This is a genomic window from Streptomyces sp. RK62, assembly GCF_018070255.1.
Lineage (GTDB): Bacteria > Actinomycetota > Actinomycetes > Streptomycetales > Streptomycetaceae > Streptomyces > Streptomyces nigra.
Map to the genome: position 1 here is coordinate 40157 of NZ_JAGPYD010000019.1, position 22098 is coordinate 62254.

The following is a 22098-nucleotide window of genomic DNA, read 5'->3' on the forward strand; positions in this document are numbered from 1 at the left end:
CTGCTGGTACTGGGCCGGACGGTGCCGTACGGCACCGGGGCCGGCCGAGCGGGAGTGTGGGGGGAGGGTGGGAGATGGCCCGGGGGCGGGTCAGCGTCCCGTCTTGGGGTCGAAGGCGTCCCGTACGGAGTCGCCCAGGAGGTTGAACGCCACGACGAAGATCACCATGGCGATGCCGGGGAAGAGCATGTAGTACGGGTCCTGCTCGACGATGTTGGCGCCGATGGCGAACATCCGGCCCCAGTCCGGGGTGGGTTCGACATATCCGACGCCCACGAAGGACAGGAACGCGATGCTGAGGATGGTGCTGGGAAGCGTCAGGGTGGCCTGCACCAGCGTGGGGGTGACGATGTTGGGCAGAAGCTCCTTGCGGATGATCCGCCAGGGCGAGGCACCGGAGATCCGGGCGGCCTCGATGAACTCGCGGTCGCGCAGCGACAGCGTGGCGCCGCGGACGATACGCGCCATGCTCATCCAGCCCAGGAAGGACAGGACGATGATGATCGCGCAGGTCCGCACGTAGGTGGGCGTCTCCTCGTCGGGGGCCACGAACACCGTGGTGATGACCGGCATCGCCGCCACGAAGAACAGCTGGCTGGGCAGCGCCATGAAGAAGTCGGTCATCCGGCCGAGCCAGTAGTCGATACGGCCGCCGAAGTAGCCGCCGGCGAGGCCGATCAGCACACCCAGGACAGTCATGATGACCGTCGCGGCGAGGGCGGTGGCCAGCGAGGTCCGGATGCCGTAGATCAGCTGCGTGAGGACGTCACGGCCGAGGCCCGGCTCGATGCCGAACCAGAACTCGCCGTCGATGCCTCCGGCGGGCTTCGCGGGCATGGTGAACATGTCCAGAAGCTCGGGCCTGTCCTGGCCGTACAGCGTGTACGGGTCCTTGCCGTAGACCTTCGCGATCAGCGGCGCGGCGGCGGCGATCAAGAAGAAGAACAGGACGACGAAAGCGGACACCACGCCGGTCCGGTCGCGCTTGAACCGCGCCCACATCAACTGGCTGGGGCTGCGCCCCGCGAGCTTCTTCGGCTCCTCGGCCTTGCTCGGTGACGCGCTCTCTTTGTCCAAGGCGGAGGAGGTGTCAACACCCTCAAGCTCGATTGGACTCGTCATGATTCGTCCATTTCACAGGTTGGAGGTCACCGGGGAGGAACACTGGCCCGGCGGCCTTCGCACGGCGTACGTATCCGCAGCGCGCGAGGGGGAACAACGACGGAGGGGCGTCGGCCGCCCCTGGGGGAACCCTGGCTCGCGACCGGCTGGGGGCCGGCCAACGGAACGAGTCGTCAAGGAAGTTCGCGACGCCGCGTCGCGAACGCAACCACCGTGACGGCACTGAGCGCACCCGCGGGGCCTACACCTGCCATCGGGGACGACGCGACCCATATGGCGCTTGTGGCACCTCGCATGGGTTCCTCCTCATGAATCCGCTGGTTCACCGCAAAGAGAGGCACACGACACCTTTCGGTCCCGTTCCGGTGCCGAAAGTCGTCAGGTGCCCCCCGCGCTCGAGAGTCGGCGCAGTCAGCGCGTGACCCGTTCAGACGAGCTCTACGCGCCTAACTATCTGCCATCGGCCACACGACGAACCACAGTCTCGAGGTCTCGGTTCGATCACAGATAGGGGCCAGGCCTTCCAAAATCCGGACAAAGGGTTTGGCGAGAGATCACTACGAAACGGACTTGTTACACATCTATCGGAGCTGGCCGTCCGTATAGCGGACGCCCGTCTCGAAAATGGGTTGCCGCTCACCCGCCGAAAAGGGAGGGTGCCCGCGGGGTGCTGTGCCACCCGCCACACGCCGGCCACGAGGACCGGCACGGTGCGTCACCGGACCCGCGGTTACCGGCAGTCGCACCGCCTCTGCTTGCGGGCAGGATAGTGCGACCTGTCCCGTTCTCCGGCATCTCACAAGGGATTCAAGGGTTTTCCCTATGCCGTTCACGTACGCCTCTCACCGGCCCCGGACGCACGACGGCGCCGGACACCCCCGGCAGGGGGCGTCCGGCGCCGTCGGGACGTACGTCAGCCGTGCTTGGCGCGGCTCGCGGCGCGGGCGCGCTCGCGGGCGTCCAGGTTCACCTTGCGGATGCGGACGGCCTCCGGGGTCACCTCGACGCACTCGTCGTCGCGGCAGAACTCCAGGGACTGCTCCAGCGACAGCTTGCGCGGCGGGACGATCGACTCGGCCACATCGGCCGTGGACGACCGCATGTTGGTGAGCTTCTTCTCCTTGGTGATGTTGACGTCCATGTCGTCGGCGCGGGAGTTCTCGCCGACGATCATGCCCTCGTACACCTCGGTGCCGGGCTCGACGAACAGCACGCCGCGCTCCTGGAGGTTCGTCATCGCGAACGCGGTGACGGCACCGGAGCGGTCGGCGACCAGGGAGCCGTTGTTACGGGTCGTCAGCGTCCCGAACCAGGGCTCGTGGCCCTCGTGGATCGAGTGCGCGATACCCGTGCCGCGGGTCTGGGTCAGGAACTCGGTACGGAAGCCGATCAGACCGCGGGAGGGCACGACGAACTCCAGGCGCACCCAGCCGGAGCCGTGGTTGGACATGTTGTCCATCCGGCCCTTGCGGACGCCCATGAGCTGCGTGACGGCGCCCATGTGCTCCTCGGGCACGTCGATGGTCATGCGCTCGACGGGCTCGTACGTCTTGCCCTCGACCTCCTTGGTGACCACCTGCGGCTTGCCGATGGTCAGCTCGAAGCCCTCACGGCGCATCTGCTCCACCAGGATGGCCAGCGCCAGCTCGCCGCGGCCCTGCACCTCCCAGGCGTCGGGGCGCTCGGTGTCCAGGACGCGGAGCGAGACGTTGCCGATCAGCTCGCGGTCGAGGCGGTCCTTGACCTGGCGGGCGGTGACCTTGCGGTCCTTGACGGCCGCCTTCGCGTCGGCGCCCTTGCCGGTGCCGCCGCGGCCGACCAGCGGGGAGGTGTTGGTGCCGATGACCATGGAGATCGCGGGCTCGTCGACCGTGATGAGCGGCAGCGGGACCGGGTTCTCCGGGTCCGCCAGCGTCTCGCCGATCATGATGTCCGTGATACCGGCGACCGCGCAGATGTCACCCGGGCCCGCCTTCTCGGCCGGCTTGCGGGTGAGCGCCTCGGTCATCATCAGCTCGGAGATGCGCACGTTGCTGACGGAGCCGTCGCGCTTCATCCACGCGACGGTCTGCCCCTTCTTCAGCTCGCCCTGGTGGACGCGCAGCAGCGCGATACGGCCGAGGAAGTTGTCGGCGTCCAGGTTGGTGACGTGGGCCTGGAGCGGGGCGTCCTCGTCGTAGGTCGGCGCCGGGATGTGCTGGAGGATCGTCGAGAAGAACGGCTCCAGGCTGGTGGAGTCCTCCGGGACGGTGCCGTCGGCCGGCTTGGTCAGCGAGGCGATGCCGTCGCGGCCGCAGGCGTAGACGATCGGGAACTCGATCTGCTCCTCGTCGGCGTCCAGGTCGAGGAAGAGGTCGTAGGTCTCGTTGACGACCTCGTCGATCCGGGCGTCCGGACGGTCCGTCTTGTTGATGCAGAGGATGATCGGCAGGCGGGCCTGGAGGGCCTTGCGCAGCACGAACCGGGTCTGCGGCAGCGGGCCCTCGGAGGCGTCGACGAGCAGCACCACGCCGTCGACCATCGACAGACCGCGCTCGACCTCGCCACCGAAGTCGGCGTGGCCGGGGGTGTCGATGATGTTGATCGTGATCGGGTCCCCGCCGTCCTTGGGGTGGTACTTCACCGCCGTGTTCTTGGCGAGGATCGTGATGCCCTTCTCACGCTCCAGGTCGTTCGAGTCCATCATGCGGTCGTCGACGCCCTCGAGCTGGTGGGCGGCGAAGGCACCGGCCTGCTTCAGCATGCCGTCGACGATGGTGGTCTTACCGTGGTCGACGTGGGCGACGATGGCGACGTTGCGGATGTCGTGGCGCGTGGCCATATTGCGGCGTACTCCCGGAGTGTGAGGACGGCCCTGCTGCGTACGTCTGTGTTACGCGGGCCCTGCCGGGCGGAACATGCCACGGCCTCACCCCATGGTACGGGGCTTGCGGGGCGGGGGCTTGGCGGGATGTGACGACGCAGGTCAGCCGCCCTTTGGAGCACGCGAAGGGCGCCGCGGGGACCCTTTCGGCCCGCGCGGCGCCCGTGAGCGGCATCCGACTGTGATCGGCTACGACCGGCTGTGCCGGGTTACGAGGCCGTGGGGGCCGGCTGGCCCGCGGCGCCCTTCTTCAGGAAGCCCATGTCCTCGAAGACCGGGGTGCCGAACCCGAAGGCGCCGGCGTTGGCGAGGTTGGTGCGCGCGGCCGTCAGCTGGGGGCGCTGGTAGAGGGGGATCGAGCCGGCCGCGGCCCAGATACGGGAGTCCGCCTTGCGGATCAGGGAGCGGGACTCGGACTCGTCGAGCGTGCTGACCGCCTGCTCGAAGAGCTGGTCGACCTGGTCGGTGCCGACGCGGGTGTAGTTCTGCTCGACGTTCAGGGAGCCGTCGGCGGCCGGGACCGGCTTGGCGTAGATGGGCCGGGCGTCGGTCGCGGGGAAGGCGGAGGCGGGCCAGGAGTAGAGGGCGAGGTCGTACTGGCCGGACGCGATGTGGTCCTTGAAGTAGCTCTCGTCCGAGACCTTGGTGATCTCGGTGCGGATGCCGACCCGCTTCAGCATGTGGCCGATCCGGTCCGCCACCGTGCGCAGGGTCCCCGACCCCTCGCCGTCCGGCACGACGAACCGCAGCGTCAGCGCCTTGCCGTCCTTGGCGAGCTGCCGGGTCGCGGCGGCGGGGGCGGCCGTGCCCTGCGGGGCGTACGCGCCGGGCGCACCGCCGGACAGCTGCTTGCCGCCGTACTGCTTGCCGTCCTGGGCGAGCGGCCGGCTGTCCTGCTCGTCGGCGCCCTTGTTGTCCTCGCCGACGATGTAGGTGCCGTCGTCGGACTTCTTGTCCGTCTTCGCCTCGGAGCCCTTCTCCTTCTCCTTCTCCTTCTCCTCCCCTTCCTCCTTCTTGCCGGTCTTGTCGGCCTCGCTGCCGGCGGCCTTCTCCCCCTTCTTCTTCTCCTTCACGGGTCCGCCCGGCACCCAGCCGGCGTCCGCGAGGAGGGCCTGTGCCTCGGCGGTGTCCTGGCCGCCGACCGCCCCGCTGTTGTCGGCGTACGCGGCCTGTCCGGACAGGGCGAGGTGGCTGCCGACCGGCTCGGTGGGCAGTCCGAGCGGCCGCAGGACCGTTTCGGCGATCTTCTCCCGGTCCAGGGCGCGGGCCACGGCCCGGCGCACCCGCTCGTCGGCGAGCGGGCCGTCGCCGCCGCCGTTGAGGGCGAGCTGGGTGTAGGCGGGCTCGAGGGACTTGCGGACCTCGAAGCCGTGGAACCGCTCCTTGTCCTTGCGCTGCACGGGGGTCAGCTTGCGCAGGTCGGGGCCCATCAGCGGGGTGCGGGAGGGGCTCGCCGAGGGGTTCTTGGGGCGCGGGGCGGCGATCGCGATGCGCCGGGCGGCGGCCGGGTCGACGTCGGCGAGGTCGAGGCGTCCGGCGGCCAGTTCGGCGGCCCGCTCGTCGCGGGGGACGGCGCGCAGCACGATCTCGTTCAGCTTGGCGGGCTCGCCCCACCAGCGGGGGTTGCGGGTGAGCCGGATCTCGTCGCCCTTGCGGTCGATCTTGCGCACGGTGAACGGCCCGGCGCTGACCTTGAGCTTGCGCCGCGCCCCGTCGTTGAAGGAGTCCGGCGTGCCCATGACCTCCTTCGGGTACAGCGGCGAGAACAGCGACTGCCAGTCGGCGTAGGAACGGGCGAAGGTGACCCGCACCTCCAGGTCGTTGTCGCCGCGTTCGATCTTCTGGATGCGGTCGTAGCCGGCGTTGCGGGCGGTCCAGTAGGCGCTGTCCTTGCCGGACAGGGCCCGCCACTGGGCGGCGAAGTCGGCGGCGCCGATCTCCCGGCCGTCGCTCCAGACGGCCTGCTGGTCGAGCTTGTACAGCACGACCTGCTTGGGCTCGGTCTCGACGACCTTGGCGGACTCCAGATACGCCTCGTTGCGCTCGGGGCGTCCGCTCTCGTCGAGCCGGTACATCGAGGGCAGCGTGGCCTGGGCGATCCGGGACGTGGTGGTGTCGGCGTCCGACTGGAAGGTGTTCAGCGTCTCCGGCACGCTGTCGACCGCCCAGCGCAGGGTGCCGCCGTCGGCGATCCGCGCCCGGGCGGCCGGGGCGATGTCCTGGCCGGCCAGCGGCTTGCCCGCCGGGTCCGGGTCGCTGCAGCCGGAGAGCACCGGCAGCGCCAGCACTCCCGCGGTGAGGAAGGCGGCCGCGCGCATGACCGAGCCGCGGCCGGGCCTGGTTCCGACACCGTCATGGGACATCTGCGTACCTCCGGGGAGCGGCTCCCGCCGGTGACAATTAGTGCGTTCTGATCACGTTTGGCGGTATTTTGGTGCTGATCAGATCTACGGCACCCCACTGAAGAGGAAAGGGTTCGCCAGCCGGAGCCGACACGGCGCCGGGGGCGCTCAAGGCCACCCGTGCGGAGCACAGCGCCCCGCACACTCCTTCGATCCCCCGGCGCACACAGAGCGCGTGCGAGCGCGCGTCCATGGCGCGCAATACGCCAATCGCTGCACACGCCTTCACAGAGGCAGGTGTGACGCGCAACACTCGCAGGCGCATGAACGTTGCCACCCAGGGCCGCAGGGCCCACGGAAGTGAGGTCACGTCATGTCCGTGCACGACGATTTGATCGCCGTCCAGCGCTGTCTGGACGACCTGGCCCGGTCCGTCGGCCGCCTGGAGAAGCAGCTGGGCACGGCGGGGCTGGAGATGCGCCGCGTGCGCACCGACGCCAACCATCTGCGCGAGAGCGTCGCACTGCTGCGGGAGGCCGCGGCGAGCCCGTCCGCCCCGCGCAAGCCGGAGCTCGTCACCATCCCCGACACGCCGTACGACGACTCGCTGTGGATCGACACGGACGACGAGGGTCTCGGCGCCCGGGACCGCCGCGCCCCCTGATCCGTCCCCCCTCACCCGACCGGAGTCATGCATTGGCCACTGGTACGGAACCCCATCTGAACAGCGGCGGCGTACACACCGGTACCCGCGCCGCGATCGACGCCCCGCACCTGCGGACCGACCGCTGGTGGCTGGCCCCCGCCGCCACCGCGGCCGGTCTGCTGGCGTTCATCGTGTACTCGACCTGGCGGGCCTTCGCCAACGCGGACTACTACGCGGCGCCGTACGTGTCCCCCTTCTACTCGCCCTGCCTCGCGGAGAACTGCGAGCCGATGCGCGGCGGCCCGAACTGGGAGCTCTTCGGGAGCTGGTGGGGGATCTCGCCGGCGATCATCATCCTGATCTTCCCGCTCGGCTTCCGGCTGACCTGCTACTACTACCGCAAGGCGTACTACCGGGGCTTCTGGATGTCGCCCCCCGCCTGCGCGGTCGCGGAGCCGCACAAGAAGTACTCCGGTGAGACCCGCTTCCCGCTGATCCTGCAGAACGTCCACCGGTACTTCTTCTACGCGGCGCTGCTGGTCGCCGGCATCCTCACGTACGACACGGTGCTCGCCTTCCGCGACGAGGACTACGCCTGGGGCCACATGGGTCTCGGCACCCTCGTCTTCCTCGCCAACATCGTGCTGATCTGGGCGTACACCCTCTCCTGCCATTCCTGCCGGCACATCGTCGGCGGCAAGCTCAAGCACTTCTCCAAGCACCCCGTGCGCTACCGCATGTGGCAGTGGATCGGGCGGCTCAACGCCCGCCATATGCAGCTCGCCTGGGCGTCGCTGGTGAGCGTCGCGCTCGCCGACTTCTACGTCTATCTCGTCGCGTCCGGGGTCTTCGACGATCCGCGCTTCTTCTAGATTTGGTGGGGACTGAACACATGTCCGTGGTCGACCGGCAGGAGTGGGACGTCGTCGTGGTCGGTGCCGGGGGCGCCGGCCTCCGCGCGGCGATCGAGGCACGGGAGCGGGGCGCCCGTACGGCCGTGATCTGCAAGTCGCTGTTCGGCAAGGCGCACACCGTGATGGCCGAGGGCGGGATCGCGGCGGCCATGGCCAACGCCAATGAGCACGACAACTGGAAGGTGCACTTCCGCGACACCATGCGCGGCGGCAAGTTCCTCAACCAGTGGCGGATGGCCGAACTGCACGCCCAGGAGGCCCCGCAGCGGGTGTGGGAGCTGGAGACCTGGGGCGCGCTCTTCGACCGGACGAAGGACGGCCGGATCTCGCAGCGCAATTTCGGGGGGCACGAGTACCCGCGCCTCGCGCACGTCGGCGACCGCACCGGTCTGGAGCTGATCCGCACCCTCCAGCAGAAGATCGTCTCGCTCCAGCAGGAGGACAAGAAGGAGACCGGGGACTACGAGTCCCGGCTGAAGGTCTATCAGGAGTGCACGGTCACCCGGATCCTGAAGGACGGCTCCCGAGTCTCCGGCGTCTTCGCCTACGAGCGTGAGACGGGCCGCTTCTTCGTCCTGGAGGCGCCGTCCGTGGTCATCGCGACCGGCGGCATCGGCAAGTCCTTCAAGGTGACGTCGAACTCGTGGGAGTACACGGGCGACGGGCACGCGCTCGCGCTGCTCGCCGGGGCGCCGCTGCTGAACATGGAGTTCGTGCAGTTCCATCCGACGGGCATGGTCTGGCCGCCGTCGGTGAAGGGCATCCTGGTCACCGAGTCGGTGCGCGGCGACGGCGGGGTGCTGCGCAACTCCGAGGGCAAGCGGTTCATGTTCGACTACGTCCCGGACGTCTTCAAGGAGAAGTACGCCGAGTCGGAGGAGGAGGGCGACCGCTGGTACGAGGACCCGGACAACAACCGGCGCCCTCCCGAGCTGCTCCCCCGCGACGAGGTGGCCCGCGCGATCAACGCCGAGGTGAAGGCGGGCCGGGGCTCCCCGCACGGCGGGGTCTTCCTGGACGTGTCCACCCGGATGCCGGCGGAGGTCATCAAGCGCCGGCTGCCGTCGATGTACCACCAGTTCAAGGAGCTGGCGGACGTCGACATCACGGCCGAGCCGATGGAGGTCGGGCCGACCTGCCACTACGTCATGGGCGGTATCGCGGTCGACTCGGACACGGCGGCGGCCCGCGGGGTGCCGGGGCTGTTCGCGGCCGGTGAGGTGGCTGGCGGGATGCACGGCTCCAACCGGCTCGGCGGCAACTCGCTGTCCGACCTGCTGGTCTTCGGCCGCCGGGCGGGCTGGCACGCCGCCGAGCACGCGGCCGCCCAGGCCTTCGAACGCCCCGGGGTCAGCGACCCCCAGATCGACAGCGCGGCGGCGGAGGCGCTGCGGCCCTTCTCGGCGGAGGGCCCGGCCGGGTCCGTGGACGCCGGACGGCCGCCGGAGAACCCGTACACCCTGCACCAGGAGCTCCAGCAGGCCATGAACGACCTGGTCGGCATCATCCGGCGCGAGGCCGAGATGGAGCAGGCGCTGGAGAAGCTGGCCGAGCTGCGGGTACGGGCCCACCGGGCCGGGGTCGAGGGGCACCGGCAGTTCAACCCGGGCTGGCATCTCGCGCTGGACCTGCGGAACATGCTGCTGGTCAGCGAGTGCGTGGCGCGGGCGGCGCTGGAGCGGACCGAGTCCCGGGGCGGCCACACCCGTGAGGACCATCCGGAGATGGACCGCCGCTGGCGCAACGTCAACCTGTTGTGCCGGCTGGCCGACCCGACGGGCGGTCTCGCGGCCACCGACCCCGAGCGCGGCCAGATCGACCTCGTCCGGGAGACCACCGAACCCGTCCGCCAGGACCTGCTCGCCCTCTTCGAGAAGGAGGAGCTGGTCAAGTACCTCGCCGAAGAGGAGCTCTACCAGTGAGCAGCTACGAGGCCCGCTTCAAGGTGTGGCGCGGCGATGTCGGGGGCGGGGACCTTCAGGACTTCCGGGTCGAGGTGAACGACGGCGAGGTCGTCCTCGACATCATCCACCGCCTCCAGGCCACCCAGGCGCCCGATCTGGCCGTCCGCTGGAACTGCAAGGCGGGCAAGTGCGGGTCGTGCTCCGCCGAGATCAACGGGCGGCCGCGGCTGATGTGTATGACGCGGATGTCGGTGTTCGACCGCGAGGAGACGATCACGGTCACCCCGCTGCGGGCCTTCCCCGTCGTACGGGACCTGGTCACGGACGTCGGCTTCAACTACGAGAAGGCCCGGCAGGTCCCGGCCTTCGTGCCGCCGGAGGGCGTGGGGCCCGGCGAGTACCGGATGATGCAGGAGGACGTGGACCGCTCGCAGGAGTTCCGCAAGTGCATCGAGTGCTTCCTGTGCCAGGACACCTGCCATGTGGTGCGCGACCACGAGGAGAACAAACCGGCCTTCGCCGGTCCCCGCTTCCTCATGCGCGTCGCCGAGCTGGACATGCACCCGCTGGACGCGGCGGCCGAGAGCGGACTCGACCGCAAGAGGACCGCGCAGGACGAGCACGGGCTCGGGTACTGCAACATCACCAAGTGCTGCACCGAGGTCTGCCCCGAGGGCATCAAGATCACGGACAACGCGCTGATCCCGCTGAAGGAACGGGCCGTGGACCGCAAGTACGACCCGCTGGTCTGGCTGGGGTCGAAGATCAGAAGACGGACATCGTAGCGGGGGCGGGCCCGCACCTCCCCTGACGCACCCCGGTCGCGCGGGCGCATTCCTGCTCATACGCTCCGAAATGTGACGTCATCCTTGATCCGGGGCCGGCCGCGGCGCGCCCGTGCGCACATATCCGTGCGCGTGCTGCACGCCCTGCTGGGCGCCCTGGTCGGGGTGGCCTGGCTGGTGCTGCCCGGGACGGCGTCCGGCGGGGCGGCGTCCGGCGGACCGCACCGGCCCGTGGCGGGCGCGCTCGGACAGCGGGAGGACCACGGGACGCACACCGCCGACCTGGTGCTCCCCATGATCGCCGTGGCCGCGGCGGGAGTGCTGGCGAGCTACGGCTTCTGGCGGCGCAGACGGCGGACGACGGGGCGTACGACACCCGGCGGGACGCCGGTGACGACCGGCGAACCGCCCGACGAGGAGCTGGACGAACGGGCCCGGGACGCGCTGGTCCACGCGGACGGCTGGGTACGGGTCAGCAGCGAGGAGCTCGCCTTCGCCGAGGCACGGTTCGAGGCCGAGACGCAGGACGGGACGGAGGCCGGGGCGCCGGAGGAGTTCGAGGACGTCCGGCGGGCGGTGCGGGAGGCCCGGGACCGAGCTGGCGGCGGCGTTCCATATCCGCTGGCAGTACGAGCACGGCGTGCCCGAGGAGGGCGCGTCCCGCCGGCACGCGCTGGCGGGGATCGTCGGGCGGTGCGAGGAGACCGGGCGGCTGCTGGACGTACGGGCCGCCGCCCTCGACACGCTGCGGGGCCTCGAGGAGGGGCCGGGCGGAGGGCTGGGGGCCGCCCTGGCGGTCGCGGAGGGCCGGTTCCGGGGGCTGACCGCGCGGACCGGGGGCGCCGACGCGGCCCTCGCCGAACTCGCCGAGCGCTACGCCCCCACGGCGTCCGCCCCGGTGGTGGGGAACGTCGAACAGGCCAAGGACCGCCTGGTGTTCGCGACGACCCGGCTGAATCTGGCCAGGCAGGCCGCCGACGCCGGTGACGTCGGCCGGGCGGCGAGCCGGCTGCGGGCCGCCGAGGGCGCCATCGCCCAGGCCGGGGTGCTCATCGACGGCGTGGAACGCCTCCGCGAGGACCTGGCAGCGGCGGCGGAGCTGGTCCCGGCCGCCCTCACCGGCGCGGAGACGGAGATCGCCGGCGCCCGCAGTGCCCTGGAGGGACAGCCCAGCGCCCACCCGGACATCACACCGGGCGAGCTGCGGGCCCGCACCGGCCACGCCGACGTCGTCCTGGCGGGCGTACGGCAGGAGCTGGCCTCGGGACGGCCGTACGACCCGCTCGGCCTGCTGCGCCGGATCGTCCGGGCGGTGGCACCCGTGGCCGCCGGGCGGGCCGGTGTGCTCCCTGCCGCCGCCGCGCTCTGCGTCCGGGCCGCCGTCGCCGGAGCGGACGACGTCGTCGCGACGCACCGGGCGGTGGTGGGATGCGGGGCCCGCACCCGGCTGGCGGAGGCGCGGCGCCGGGCCGGCACGCAGAACCTGGACGACATGGTGGCGGCCGACGAACTCGCCGAGGAGGCCCGGGATCTGGCCGACCAGGACATCCGCCTGCACGGCCACCCGCCCGAGCCCACCCCCGATCAGACGTCGGCCTTCCTGGGCGGCCTGCTCCCCCACCCGCCGAGCTACGGCGGCCCCCGGACCTCCGACCGTCGCCGCGAGGTGGACGAGCCACGGTGACCGGGGCGTGGCTCGGGACCGCACCGCCGCCGGGCCACGCCCCCGGGCAGCGCGACACGCCGTCGCGAGACGGACCAGCGCGGGTGACGTCCCCGCGCGGGACGGCCGGGCGCCGGCACCCCGGCGCCCCGAGACGGGTGTGCCGGAGTGGGGGTGGCCGGGAAGTCAGAACAGGCTCAGCAGGGCCTCCGCCGGGTCGGTCAGGGTCGTTTCGCCGTCGGGGAGCGGGAGTTCGAACCAGACCGTCTTGCCGCGCGGGGTGCGGCGGGAGCCCCAGGCCGCGCTGAGCAGACCGACCAGCTGGAGGCCGCGACCGCCCTCGTCCGTGTCACGGGCGCGGCGCCGGCGCGGCTGCACCAGGCCGGAGTCCCAGACCTCGCACACCAGTGTGCGGTCCAGCAGCAGCCGGAGTCTGATCTCACCCTCGCCGTAGCGCAGGGCGTTGGTGACCAGTTCGCTGACGAGGAGTTCGGTGGTGTCGACCAGCGCCTCCAGGTCCCACGACTGAAGCCGGGCGCGCGCGAACTCGCGGGCGCGGCCCACGCTGCGCGGCTCGCGCGGCAGGGTCCAGTCGCCGACCGAGTCGGCGGGCAGCCCCTGCACCCGGGCCATCAGCAGCGCGATGTCGTCCTCGCCGTGATGGGTGTCGAGAGTGGTGAGGACGTGATCGCAGACGTCCTCCAGGGGCCGCGTGGGGTCGGTGAGCGCGCCGACGAAGGCCTGCAGGCCCTCGTCCAGGGGGTGGTCGCGGGACTCGACCAGTCCGTCCGTGTAGAGCGCGAGCAGCGCACCCTCGGGAAGTTCGACCTCCACCTCCTCGAACGGCTCGCCGCCGACGCCGAGCGGCATCCCCGGCGGCACGTCCAGCATCAGCGCGTCCTCGCCGGGCTCGACGAGGACCGGCGGAAGATGACCGGCGTTGGCGAAGGTGCAGCGCCGGGTCACGGAGTCGTACACGGCGTACACGCAGGTGGCGAGGTACACCTCGGAGAGGTCCGCCTCCCGGGGGCGGCGGGCCGCGCGGGTGGCCTGCTGGACACCGCCGGGGGCGCCGAGGCCGCGCGCGATCTCGTCCAGCGCGGAGAGCACCTCGGCCGGTTCGAGGTCCAGCAGCGCCAGCGTGCGTACGGCGGAGCGCAGTTCGCCCATCGCGACGGCGGCGCGCAGCCCGCGCCCCATGACGTCGCCCACGACCAGCGCGGTGCGGTGCCCGGGGAGTTCGATGACGTCGAACCAGTCGCCGCCCACCTCGCTGTGCCGGTCGGCGGAGGAGTTGCCGGGCAGATAGCGGCAGGCGATGTCGAGTCCGGCGGCGACCGGGTCCCCCGGCGGCAGCAGCGACCGCTGCAGTATCAGGGCGCGTTCGTGTTCGCGGCGGTAGAGGCGGGCGTTGTCGATGCAGACGGCCGCGCGGGCCGCGAGTTCCACGGCGAGTTCGCGGTCGCGGTCGCCGAACGGCTCGCTGCCCTTCGTCCGGGCGAACTGGGCGAGTCCGACGACGGTGTCGTGGGCGACCATCGGCACGGCGAGCGTGGACTGCACCAGGCCGCCGTCCTCGCCGGGCACATGCTGCACCCGGGCGGTGCGCAGGGCGTCCGCGCAGGGCGAGTTGAACGGGTAGTGGTGCACGGCGCCGACGGCGACCTCGGCGCCGCCGCCGACGAAGGGCGCGTCGGAGACGGCGCTGGAGAAGGCGACGCGGCGCAGTTCGGCGCTGCCGTCGGCGAGCCCGGGCGGGGTCTCGTCCCCGGCCAGCAGCCCCTGGTACAGGTCGACGGTGGCGAGGTCGCAGAAGCCGGGCACGACGACGTCGAGGAGTTCGCGGGCCGTGGTCTCCAGGTCCAGGGAGTTGCCGATGCGCGCGCCGGCGTCGTTCAGCAGGGCGAGGTTGCGCCGGGCGGCGGCGGCCTCGCGGGCGGCGGCGCGCCGGGCGGTGATGTCGATGCCCAGCCAGGCGATACCGATGGGACGGCCGCTTCCGCTGTGCACCCGGTAGAGGTTGACGGACCAGTGGCGGCGCTCGTCGGACCCGGGCAGGAAGCCGGTGACGTGCATGTCGGTGATGGAGTCGCCGCTCTCCAGGACGCGCCGCAGGGTGGCCGCGACCCGTTCCGCCTCGGGCCGGGCGAGATAGTCGTGGACGCCCCGTCCGCGGTGGTCGTCGGGGGTGCCGCCGAACAGGGACGCGAACCGCTGGTTGGCGCGGCGTACCCGCAGATCGGTGTCGATCAGCAGGAAGCCGAAGGGAGATTGACCGAAAATTGCCTGCGAGGCGGCGAGGTCGGTCTCCATCCGGCGCAGGGTGCGGACGTCGACGACGATACAGACGGCGGCCTTCTCCCCCTCCTCGGTGCGCGTCGGCATGACGTACACCTCGGCGAGGCCGTCCTTGCCCCGGCCGCCCTCGTCGGAGTCGTCCGGCACCCGGAAGGGGACCACACCGGTCCACTCGCGTCCGTCCAGGATCTCGGCCATCTTGCGCTGGCCCTGTGCGCGCAGGTCGGGGTCGATGAACGCCTCGATGGGGTCCATGCCGACCGCGCGTGCGGCGGGGATGCCGAAGACCTGCTCGGCGCGCAGACTCCACTGGTCGACCAGGCCGTCGGGGCCGATGGAGAAGGACGCGACCTTGATGTAGTCGTAGATCGAGCCGGGCGGCTTGCTCTGCCACAGCGGCTCGCCGGGGCGCGGCTCCTCGGAGCCGAAGCCGGTCGCGTCGGGGTCCCGCGGGTCGCGGGCCGAGCGGGCGTCTCGGGCGTCTCGGGCAGCGCGGGCGTCTCGGGCAGCGCGGTCGTCGCGAGCGTCGCGGTCGTCTCGGGCGTCCGCCGCGGCGGACCGGGCGGGCACCGGCGAGGCGGATGTGCCGTCGGAGGCGGGTGTGCCGTGAGAGGCGCGAGCGTCGGAGAGATCTCCGGCGGCCCTCGCCCTACCACTGTTCGACGGGTCCTCGGACTCCGTCGCCTTCGCTGGTATCTCGCTCACGCGAACCGTCCCCTCCAGCTCACCGCGTCCGGCACCGGTCACCGGCGGCGGCTGCCCGCAGTATCCAGCACTACGGCCCACCACAACACGGTGTTCACGATCACAGCACGGTCCCGATGGTTTTCGGTCCCCGCCGCGGAAACACTTCCAGTCTTCTAACCAGCGGACACGTCCTCGAATCACGACTTGGGTCACCCGTCACCGGCCGGAACCGGCCGCCCGTGGTCCGGGCGTGGACGGAGGGCGTCCGGCGCGTCGGCTGACGGACCGTGGGGAACGGAGTGTCAGCGCGGGACCGCGAGTTCGAACCACACCGTCTTGCCGCTGCCGCGTCCCGGCCGGGTCCCCCAGCGCCGGGAGGTGCGCGCGACGAGCTGGAGTCCCCGGCCGCCCTCGTCGTCGGTGTCGGCTCCGCGGGGGCGCGGTGGATCGGGCAGCGGGTCGGAGACTTCCACGAGCAGGACGCCGCCGTCTCCCTCGGGGCGCACCAGGCGTACGCCGATGGGACCGGTGGCGTGCCGCAGGGAGTTGGTCACCAGCTCGCTGACGAGCAGGGCCGCGAGGTCGGCGAGTCCGCCCAGCCCCCAGGCGTACAGCCGGTCGCGCACGGCTTCCCGGGCCGCGCGGACGGCGCCGGCCTCCGCGGGGAAGGTCCATTCGGCGCAGTCGCCATCGGTGTCGAGCACGCCGATCACTTCCCAGCCAGCGAAGCCACTCCATGTCCGGTTTCATGGGGTTAATGGGCACATACCCGATATTCGGGTGTGAGTACCGCGCCGGCCGGGTCAAGGGCGGGGGTGCGTCAGGGCGTCAGCCGCCGGGCCACCTCGCGGACGGCGGGGACGTCCTGGTCCAGCCAGTCGACGTCCCACAGCTCGCCGGCGTCGAGCCAGCGCAGGTCGTCGTGGTCCTGCAGGGGGTGCGGCGCCGGGCTGCCGGGCCGCAGGCGGGCGGTCCACACATGGAGGACGAAGGGGGTCCGCAGGGGCCAGACGCCGGGGACGCGCTCCATCACCTCGGCGTCCACGCCGAGTTCCTCGCGCAGTTCGCGGGCGAGGGCCGCCTCGGGCTTCTCGCCCGGTTCCACCTTGCCGCCGGGCAGTTCCCAGCGCCCGGCCAGGTCCGCGGGCGCGCTCCGGCGTGCGGCGAGCAGACGGCCCGCCTCCAGCAGCGCGGCGCCGACCACGATCCGTTGCGTCATGCGCCGGAGCCTACGGGAGCGCGGTGTCAGCGGTCGGCGCCGCTGCCGTTCGGCGTGATGCGCTCGACCCAGTACAGCTGCTTGTGTCCGCGGCCGTCGAGGCTGTCCGCGATCTTCTGGGCCTCGGCCCGGGTCGCATACCGGCCCACGCGATAGCGGTTGCCGTTGTCGTCCTGCCGGACGACGAGCCAGGGAAGAGTGATCGTGCTGTCGTTCATCGCGCCCCACTTCTCCTTCCCGCCCACGGCCGCCCGGCTGATGCTCGCGGCCTGTGCCGTGCCCCGCCCGCTGAGGAAACCGCAATCCGCATATGCCCGAGCCTACGCCTAACCTTCACGCAGCGAATACGGCTTTTCACAAAGAGGTACGCAATGAGCCAAGCCGAAGGGGGCGCACGACGCTGAACGCGCCGTGCGCCGGAGGCAATGCATCCGTTCGCGGGCGTATCGCGCACACCCGCGCCGACCTGCGGGAACGACCGGCGCACAACAGAGTGCGCGGGGACGGGTGTTACCGGTCCGCACAGGGCAACGGATGGGAGGTGTGCGCTACTTCACTCGCACACACGCTTCGTCACTCGCACACGCGCGCTACTTCACCGGCAGGTGGTACGCGACCCGGTAGCGGTCGGCGGGGACGACCACGTCCGCCGTCTCCACCGGGCGGCCCGAGGCGTAGTAGGTGCGCTGGATGACGAGGACGACATGGCCGGGGACACCGCCCAGCGCGTGCAGCTCCTCGGCGAGGCCGGGGCGGGCGCCGACCTCCTCGGTGACGTTGTCCACGACGACGTCGATGGCGGCCATGCGCTCGACGACGCCCATGCCGCCGAGCGGTCCCTCCTCGGGCAGCAGCACGGGCGTGCGGCCGGTGACGGAGAGGGGCTCCCAGGAGGTGGAGAGCATCATGGGCTCGCCCGCCTCCCGGAACAGATACCGCGTGCACATCACGCGCTCGCCCGGCCGGATGGCCAGCCGCTCGGCGACGGCACGGCCGGCGAGCGCCTGCTCGCTGCTGGACTCCCAGGTGCCGCGCACTTCCCCGTCGGCCTGCTCCTGCCGGAAGGGCGTGGCACCGCTCGGCGGGCGGAAGCCGGAGCGGGCGATACGGCGGGGCACGGGCCGCTCGCGCACATAGGTCCCGGAGCCGGAGCGGCCCTCGACCAGGCCCTCGGCCATCAGCACCTTGCGCGCCTCCAGGGCGACGGTGTCGGAGACGCCGTACTCCTCGCGGATCCTGGCCTGTGAAGGGAGGCGGGTGTGCGGAGGGAGTGAACCGTCGACGATCTTCTTACGGAGATCACCCGCGACACGCAGATACGCCGGCTGCTCACCGAAAGTCACTGGCCGCTCCCATCAGGTTGTACAGACAGCAACAGCGTGGCAACCATCCGTTGTCCTGTGCAAGCAAAGGCCAGAGAATCACTCGATGTGATGACTTGTGGTGGCGGGGGGCTTTACGCAGGCACTTTCTCCCCGCTATGGCCGCGCTCACACCTGGAGATCGCCCGCGTCCTCGCCGCCGCCCCCGCTGTCGGAGTCGTCCGTGTACTCCGGGACGGTGGTGTCGAGGCCCAGAGCCTCGCGCGCGGTGACCGTCGTGGGCCCGTCGACGTACGCGTAGCCCTTCTCGTAGTGCGCGAAGTACGTGTCCGTGTCCTTCGCGGCGGCGGCCCGCGCCCACTCCTTGCGGGCGTCCTCCATCTCCTCGACCAGGTCGGTGACCGGCTTCTCCGCCGTGCCGGACCAGCCGTGCCCGCGCAGCGCCGTGATCTGCTCGCCCAGCACCCGGTGCACGTCCCTCGCCCACGCCTGGTTGGCGCCCAGGTCGTCGTCGGGGTGGTCCTCCGGCTCCTCGTAGAGGACCGTGTCGACGGCGTTGACCGCGGACAGGAAGGCGACCTGGTCGGCGTCGAGCGTGGTGGCGTCGCCGCGCAGCGAGCCGGTCAGCCGGCGCTCCTCGACGCTGCCGAACAGACAGGTGAGTTCACGGTCGCCGAACCGCCAGCTCTGCGCGGTGGGGATGAAGTAGTAGACGTCGACGTCGTCCGGCACGCCCCAGGTGTCCATGGCGTAACCGTCGCTCAGCGCGTAGCACTTGTCGTCGGCCGTGCGGGACAGCTCGTCCTCGCCGGGGTAGCCGCCGTCCGGCAGCTCGACCACCGCGAAGACCTCACCGTCGTGCTCACCGGAGCAGGGCACCTTCTCGGCGTCGAAGGTCTCCCCCTCCAGGCTTCCCGCCGGGGTGTCGAAGCAGTCGCCTTTTTCCAGCGCGAAGGCGCTGCCCTCCCCGGTCGCGGCGCCCTTGAAGCCGTCCCAGAAGTCGGCGGCGGCACCGGTGGACAGCGTCAGCGCCCACAGCGCGAGGCCCACCGTGGAGAGCACCGAACCGGCGATGGCCATGCCCTTGCCGCGCTCGCCCTTCCGCCGGATCTGCGCGAGCGCGACGATGCCGAGCACCAGGCCGACGGCCGGCACGAAGCACAGGATGCCGAGCACGAGGGAGCCGATCGCCAGCCCGTTCACCGGCGCCTGCCCGCCGAAGGCCCCGTACGGACCGTAGGGGGCCCCGTACGGCGCCCCGTAGGGCGAGCCGGGACCGGCGGCGTACGGCCCGTGGGGCGGTGCCGGTGGCCCGTACGGCTGCTGGGGTCCGGACGGCGGGGGTATCGACACGGCTACCGTGCTCCTGGTTCGGGCGGTGGGGAGGGGCGTACGACTGCGCGCATCGTAAGCGCGCCGCGAACCGGGACGGCACGGGGGGCGGCCGGGTTCACCAGTCGTCGCCGATGTCGAAGTCGGCGGCGACCGGCATGCCGTCGTACGCGAACACCACCACGAGGCAGTCGCCCGACGCAGTCAGCCCGTCGTACAAACGCCTCGTCCCCGCGGGGAGCCGGGTCACGGGACCCGGACTCCGCCGCGAGGACGAGGACGTGGATGGCTGGTGGTCACTCAGAAGCCTGGGCTAGAACTGCAGCGCCCAGGAGTCGATCCGCCCTGTGTCCAGTCGGGCGTTGTCGCTGACCCTCAGTTTCCATGTGCCGTTGGCCGCTTCGGAAGAGGCGTTCACGGTGTACGTGGTGTCGATGTTGTCGGCGCTGCCGCCGGTGCCGTACGACTTCAGGGTGTAGGCGGTGCCGTCGGGGGCGACCAGCTGGACCTGCAGGTCACCGATGTAGGTGTGGACGATGTGCACCTCGACGGCGAGGGCCGAGGGCGCGTTGCCGGAGACACCGGAGACCGTCACCGGGGACTCCACGGTGGAGTTGTCGGCGATGGTGAAGTCGGCGGCGTTCTCGAAGCGCGGCCCGGGCGGGGTGGTCGTGCCGCCGCCCACGTACAGCAGACGGTTGGGCGAGCCGGTGCCGGGGCTGGTGACGACGCCGGACGTGGCGGCCGCCGTGAGTGCCGAGGCGACCTGCGCCGGGGTGGCCGTGGGGTTGTCGGCGAGGTACAGGGCGGCGGCGCCCGCGACGTGCGGGGTGGCCATCGACGTACCGGAGATGGTGTTGGTCGCCGAGTCGCCGCTGTTCCAGGCCGAGGTGATGGAGGAGCCGGGCGCGAACAGGTCGAGCGCCGAACCGTAGTTGGAGTAGCTCGCCCTGGCGTCGGTGGAGGTCGTCGCGCCGACCGTGATCGCCTCGGCGACGCGTGCGGGCGAACGGGTGGAGGCGTCGGTCGACTCGTTGCCGGCGGCCACCGCGAAGGTGACGCCGGAGGCGATGGCGTTGCGTACGGCCGTGTCGAGCGCGGAGTCGGCGCCGCCGCCGAGGGACATGTTGGCGACGGCCGGCTTGACCGCGTTCTGCGCGACCCAGTCGATACCGGCGACGACCTGGGCGGTCGTGCCCGATCCCGAGTTGTTCAGCACCCGGACGCCGACGATCTTCGCCTTCTTGGCGACGCCGTACGAGGATCCGGCGACCGTGCCGGCGACGTGTGTGCCGTGCCCGTGCCCGTCCTGGGCGGTGTTGTCGTTGTCGATGGCGTCATAGCCGTAGGAGGCCCGGCCGCCGAAGTCGCTGTGCGTGATGCGGACGCCGGTGTCGATGACGTACGCCGTCACACCCTGCCCGGCCGAGTCCGGGTAGGTGTAGGAGCTGTTGAGCGGCAGGTTCTTCTGGTCGATGCGGTCCAGGCCCCAGGACGGCGGGCTGGGCTGGGTGCCCTCGACGTGGAACGTGCGGTTCTGGACGACGGAGGCGACGGCCGGGTCGGCGGCGAGCCGCTTGGCCTCCGCCTCGGACGCCTCGACCTCGTAGCCGTTGAGCGCCTTGCGGTAGGTGCGCTCGATGCCGGCGCCGTAGCGCTCGACGAGGGCGCGCGCGGACTTCGAGCCCGAACGGGCCTGGTCGGCCTTGAGGGTGACGATGTAGCTGTCGGCGACGGCGTTCGCCGCGCCCGCGTACTGGACGCGGCCCTCGGGGGCGGCCACGGCGGGGAGTGCGGTGACGAGGCCCGCGGCGAGGACCGCGGTGGCCGCCGTGCTGAGCAGCGCCAGTCTTCGGCGGGTCGTGCGCTGGGGGGTACGCATCACTGCCATCTGAGGGTTCCTCCTCAATCGGTGGTGCGCCGGCGTGGGGTGGCACGAGAACGACGAAGGAAGGCATGATCATGTCAAGTTCCGACGCGTCAGGTGCGCCAGCCGAAAGATTGAGGCCTGCACAGGAATTGCACAAGAGTGCTGCGTGAGCCAGTCATGGGGCGGCCGGCTCACGCAGGGAGGAACCGTCAGTCGTCGAAGGCGGTCGCGCGGGCGCTCTTCTCCCAGGGCGCGATGTCCTCGCGGACCTGGTCGAGGTGGCCGAGGACCGCGCCGACCCCGTCGTCCCCGAGGGGCAGCCGCAGCGGGGTCCGCTCCGCCTCCAGGGCGGCCACGATGAGGGCCGCCGCCTTCGCCGGGTCACCGGGCTGCGATCCGTCGCCGCCCGCGACGAAGCCCCGGGTCCGGCTCACCTTCGGGTAGAGCCCGCTGTCCGGGCTGGCCCCGGCCCGGTCCGTCTCGAACAGCGAGGTGCGGAAGGCGCCCGGCTCCACGATCAGCACCCGGATGCCGAAGTCCGCGACCTCGTCGGCCAGCGCCTCGGACATGCCCTCCAGCGCGAACTTCGTGCCGCTGTACGCCGAGAAACCGGCGAACGACATCTGCCCGCCCATGCTGGAGAACTGGACGATCGCCCCGGACCTCCGCCCGCGCATGTGCGGCAGCACGGCCCGCACCAGGGCGGCAGGGCCGAAGACATGCACGTCGAACAGCGCGCGCAGCTCGTGCTCCGTGGTCTCCTCGAAGGCGCCGACATGCGTACGTCCCGCGGCGTTGACCAGCACGTCGATCCGTCCGTGCCGCGCCACGACGTCCGTCACGGCCGCCTCGGCGGCGCCCGTCTCCGCGACGTCCAGACGCAGCGCCTCCACCTGGTCGGGGTGCGCGGCGACGAGGTCGTCCAGTGCCTCGGGCCGCCGTACCGCGCCGACCACCACATCGCCGTCGGCGAGCGCCAGCTCCGCGAGGGCACGTCCGAAACCGCTGTTCGCCCCGGTGATCAGCCACACCTTGTTCATGTCCGCTCCTCGATCCGCGGGGCCCCCGTCGGCCCACGGGTTCAGCCTGCTGCGGAACGGCCTTGCCCGTCCAAGACCCACGCTGATAACC

Annotated in this window: 16 protein-coding genes; 5 read left to right on the forward strand and 11 right to left on the reverse strand. The window is 71.4% G+C overall.

Annotated elements, in window-relative coordinates:
• Nucleotides 1–90: 90 nt before the first annotated feature.
• The 3 genes from KBY32_RS30755 to KBY32_RS30765 all read right to left on the reverse strand — a co-directional run bounded on the left by KBY32_RS30755 (nt 91) and on the right by KBY32_RS30765 (nt 6348).
• Nucleotides 91–1122: an ABC transporter permease gene (locus KBY32_RS30755; RefSeq protein ID WP_055621837.1), complete on the reverse strand. Its 1032-nt coding sequence runs from the start codon at nt 1120–1122 to the stop codon at nt 91–93.
• A 913-nt stretch (nt 1123–2035) separates the two neighbouring features.
• A complete protein-coding gene (typA, locus tag KBY32_RS30760) occupies nt 2036–3943 on the reverse strand; it encodes a translational GTPase TypA (protein WP_055621836.1) in 1908 nt (635 codons plus the stop codon).
• Nucleotides 3944–4194: 251 nt separating this feature from the next.
• Nucleotides 4195–6348, reverse strand: coding sequence for an ABC transporter family substrate-binding protein (locus tag KBY32_RS30765; RefSeq protein WP_210982398.1), 2154 nt, complete (start codon nt 6346–6348; stop codon nt 4195–4197).
• 352 nt (nt 6349–6700) lie between these two features.
• On the opposite strand from KBY32_RS30765, the gene KBY32_RS30770 reads away from it, so the two are divergent.
• From KBY32_RS30770 to KBY32_RS30790, 5 genes are all read left to right on the forward strand, one after another.
• Entirely contained in the window at nt 6701–6991 is a 291-nt protein-coding gene (locus KBY32_RS30770) for a hypothetical protein (protein WP_055621834.1), read from the forward strand.
• 32 nt (nt 6992–7023) lie between these two features.
• Nucleotides 7024–7845 (forward strand): hypothetical protein, encoded by an 822-nt coding sequence (locus KBY32_RS30775; RefSeq protein WP_055621833.1) that lies wholly within the window; start codon nt 7024–7026, stop codon nt 7843–7845.
• Nucleotides 7846–7865: 20 nt separating this feature from the next.
• Entirely contained in the window at nt 7866–9809 is a 1944-nt protein-coding gene (locus KBY32_RS30780; protein ID WP_210982399.1) for a fumarate reductase/succinate dehydrogenase flavoprotein subunit, read from the forward strand.
• Entirely contained in the window at nt 9806–10576 is a 771-nt protein-coding gene (locus KBY32_RS30785; RefSeq protein WP_210982400.1) for a succinate dehydrogenase/fumarate reductase iron-sulfur subunit, read from the forward strand. Before KBY32_RS30780 ends, KBY32_RS30785 begins: the two co-directional genes overlap by 4 nt.
• 640 nt (nt 10577–11216) lie before the next feature.
• On the forward strand, nt 11217–12260 hold the full coding sequence (locus KBY32_RS30790) for a hypothetical protein (protein WP_247690234.1): 1044 nt from the start codon (nt 11217–11219) through the stop codon (nt 12258–12260).
• 165 nt (nt 12261–12425) lie between these two features.
• Here the strand turns inward: KBY32_RS30790 and KBY32_RS30795 are convergent, their stop codons facing one another.
• The 8 genes from KBY32_RS30795 to KBY32_RS30830 all read right to left on the reverse strand — a co-directional run bounded on the left by KBY32_RS30795 (nt 12426) and on the right by KBY32_RS30830 (nt 22007).
• Nucleotides 12426–15242, reverse strand: a complete 2817-nt coding sequence (locus tag KBY32_RS30795) for a SpoIIE family protein phosphatase (RefSeq protein WP_210982401.1) — start codon at nt 15240–15242, stop codon at nt 12426–12428.
• A gap of 284 nt (nt 15243–15526) precedes the next feature.
• On the reverse strand, nt 15527–15937 hold the full coding sequence (locus KBY32_RS30800; RefSeq protein WP_115507424.1) for an ATP-binding protein: 411 nt from the start codon (nt 15935–15937) through the stop codon (nt 15527–15529).
• A gap of 107 nt (nt 15938–16044) precedes the next feature.
• A complete protein-coding gene (locus KBY32_RS30805) occupies nt 16045–16443 on the reverse strand; it encodes a (deoxy)nucleoside triphosphate pyrophosphohydrolase (RefSeq protein ID WP_210982402.1) in 399 nt (132 codons plus the stop codon).
• Nucleotides 16444–16469: 26 nt separating this feature from the next.
• On the reverse strand, nt 16470–16661 hold the full coding sequence (locus KBY32_RS30810) for an SPOR domain-containing protein (RefSeq protein ID WP_210982403.1): 192 nt from the start codon (nt 16659–16661) through the stop codon (nt 16470–16472).
• Between the two features lie 372 nt (nt 16662–17033).
• The gene (locus KBY32_RS30815) at nt 17034–17786 is read right to left on the reverse strand and encodes a GntR family transcriptional regulator (protein ID WP_210982404.1); all 753 of its coding nucleotides are present in this window, start codon (nt 17784–17786) and stop codon (nt 17034–17036) included.
• A gap of 147 nt (nt 17787–17933) precedes the next feature.
• Entirely contained in the window at nt 17934–19118 is a 1185-nt protein-coding gene (locus tag KBY32_RS30820) for a DUF4190 domain-containing protein (RefSeq protein ID WP_210982405.1), read from the reverse strand.
• 292 nt (nt 19119–19410) lie between these two features.
• A complete protein-coding gene (locus tag KBY32_RS30825) occupies nt 19411–20988 on the reverse strand; it encodes a S8 family peptidase (RefSeq protein WP_210982406.1) in 1578 nt (525 codons plus the stop codon).
• 188 nt (nt 20989–21176) lie between these two features.
• Entirely contained in the window at nt 21177–22007 is an 831-nt protein-coding gene (locus KBY32_RS30830) for an SDR family NAD(P)-dependent oxidoreductase (RefSeq protein ID WP_210982407.1), read from the reverse strand.
• Nucleotides 22008–22098 lie beyond the last annotated feature (91 nt).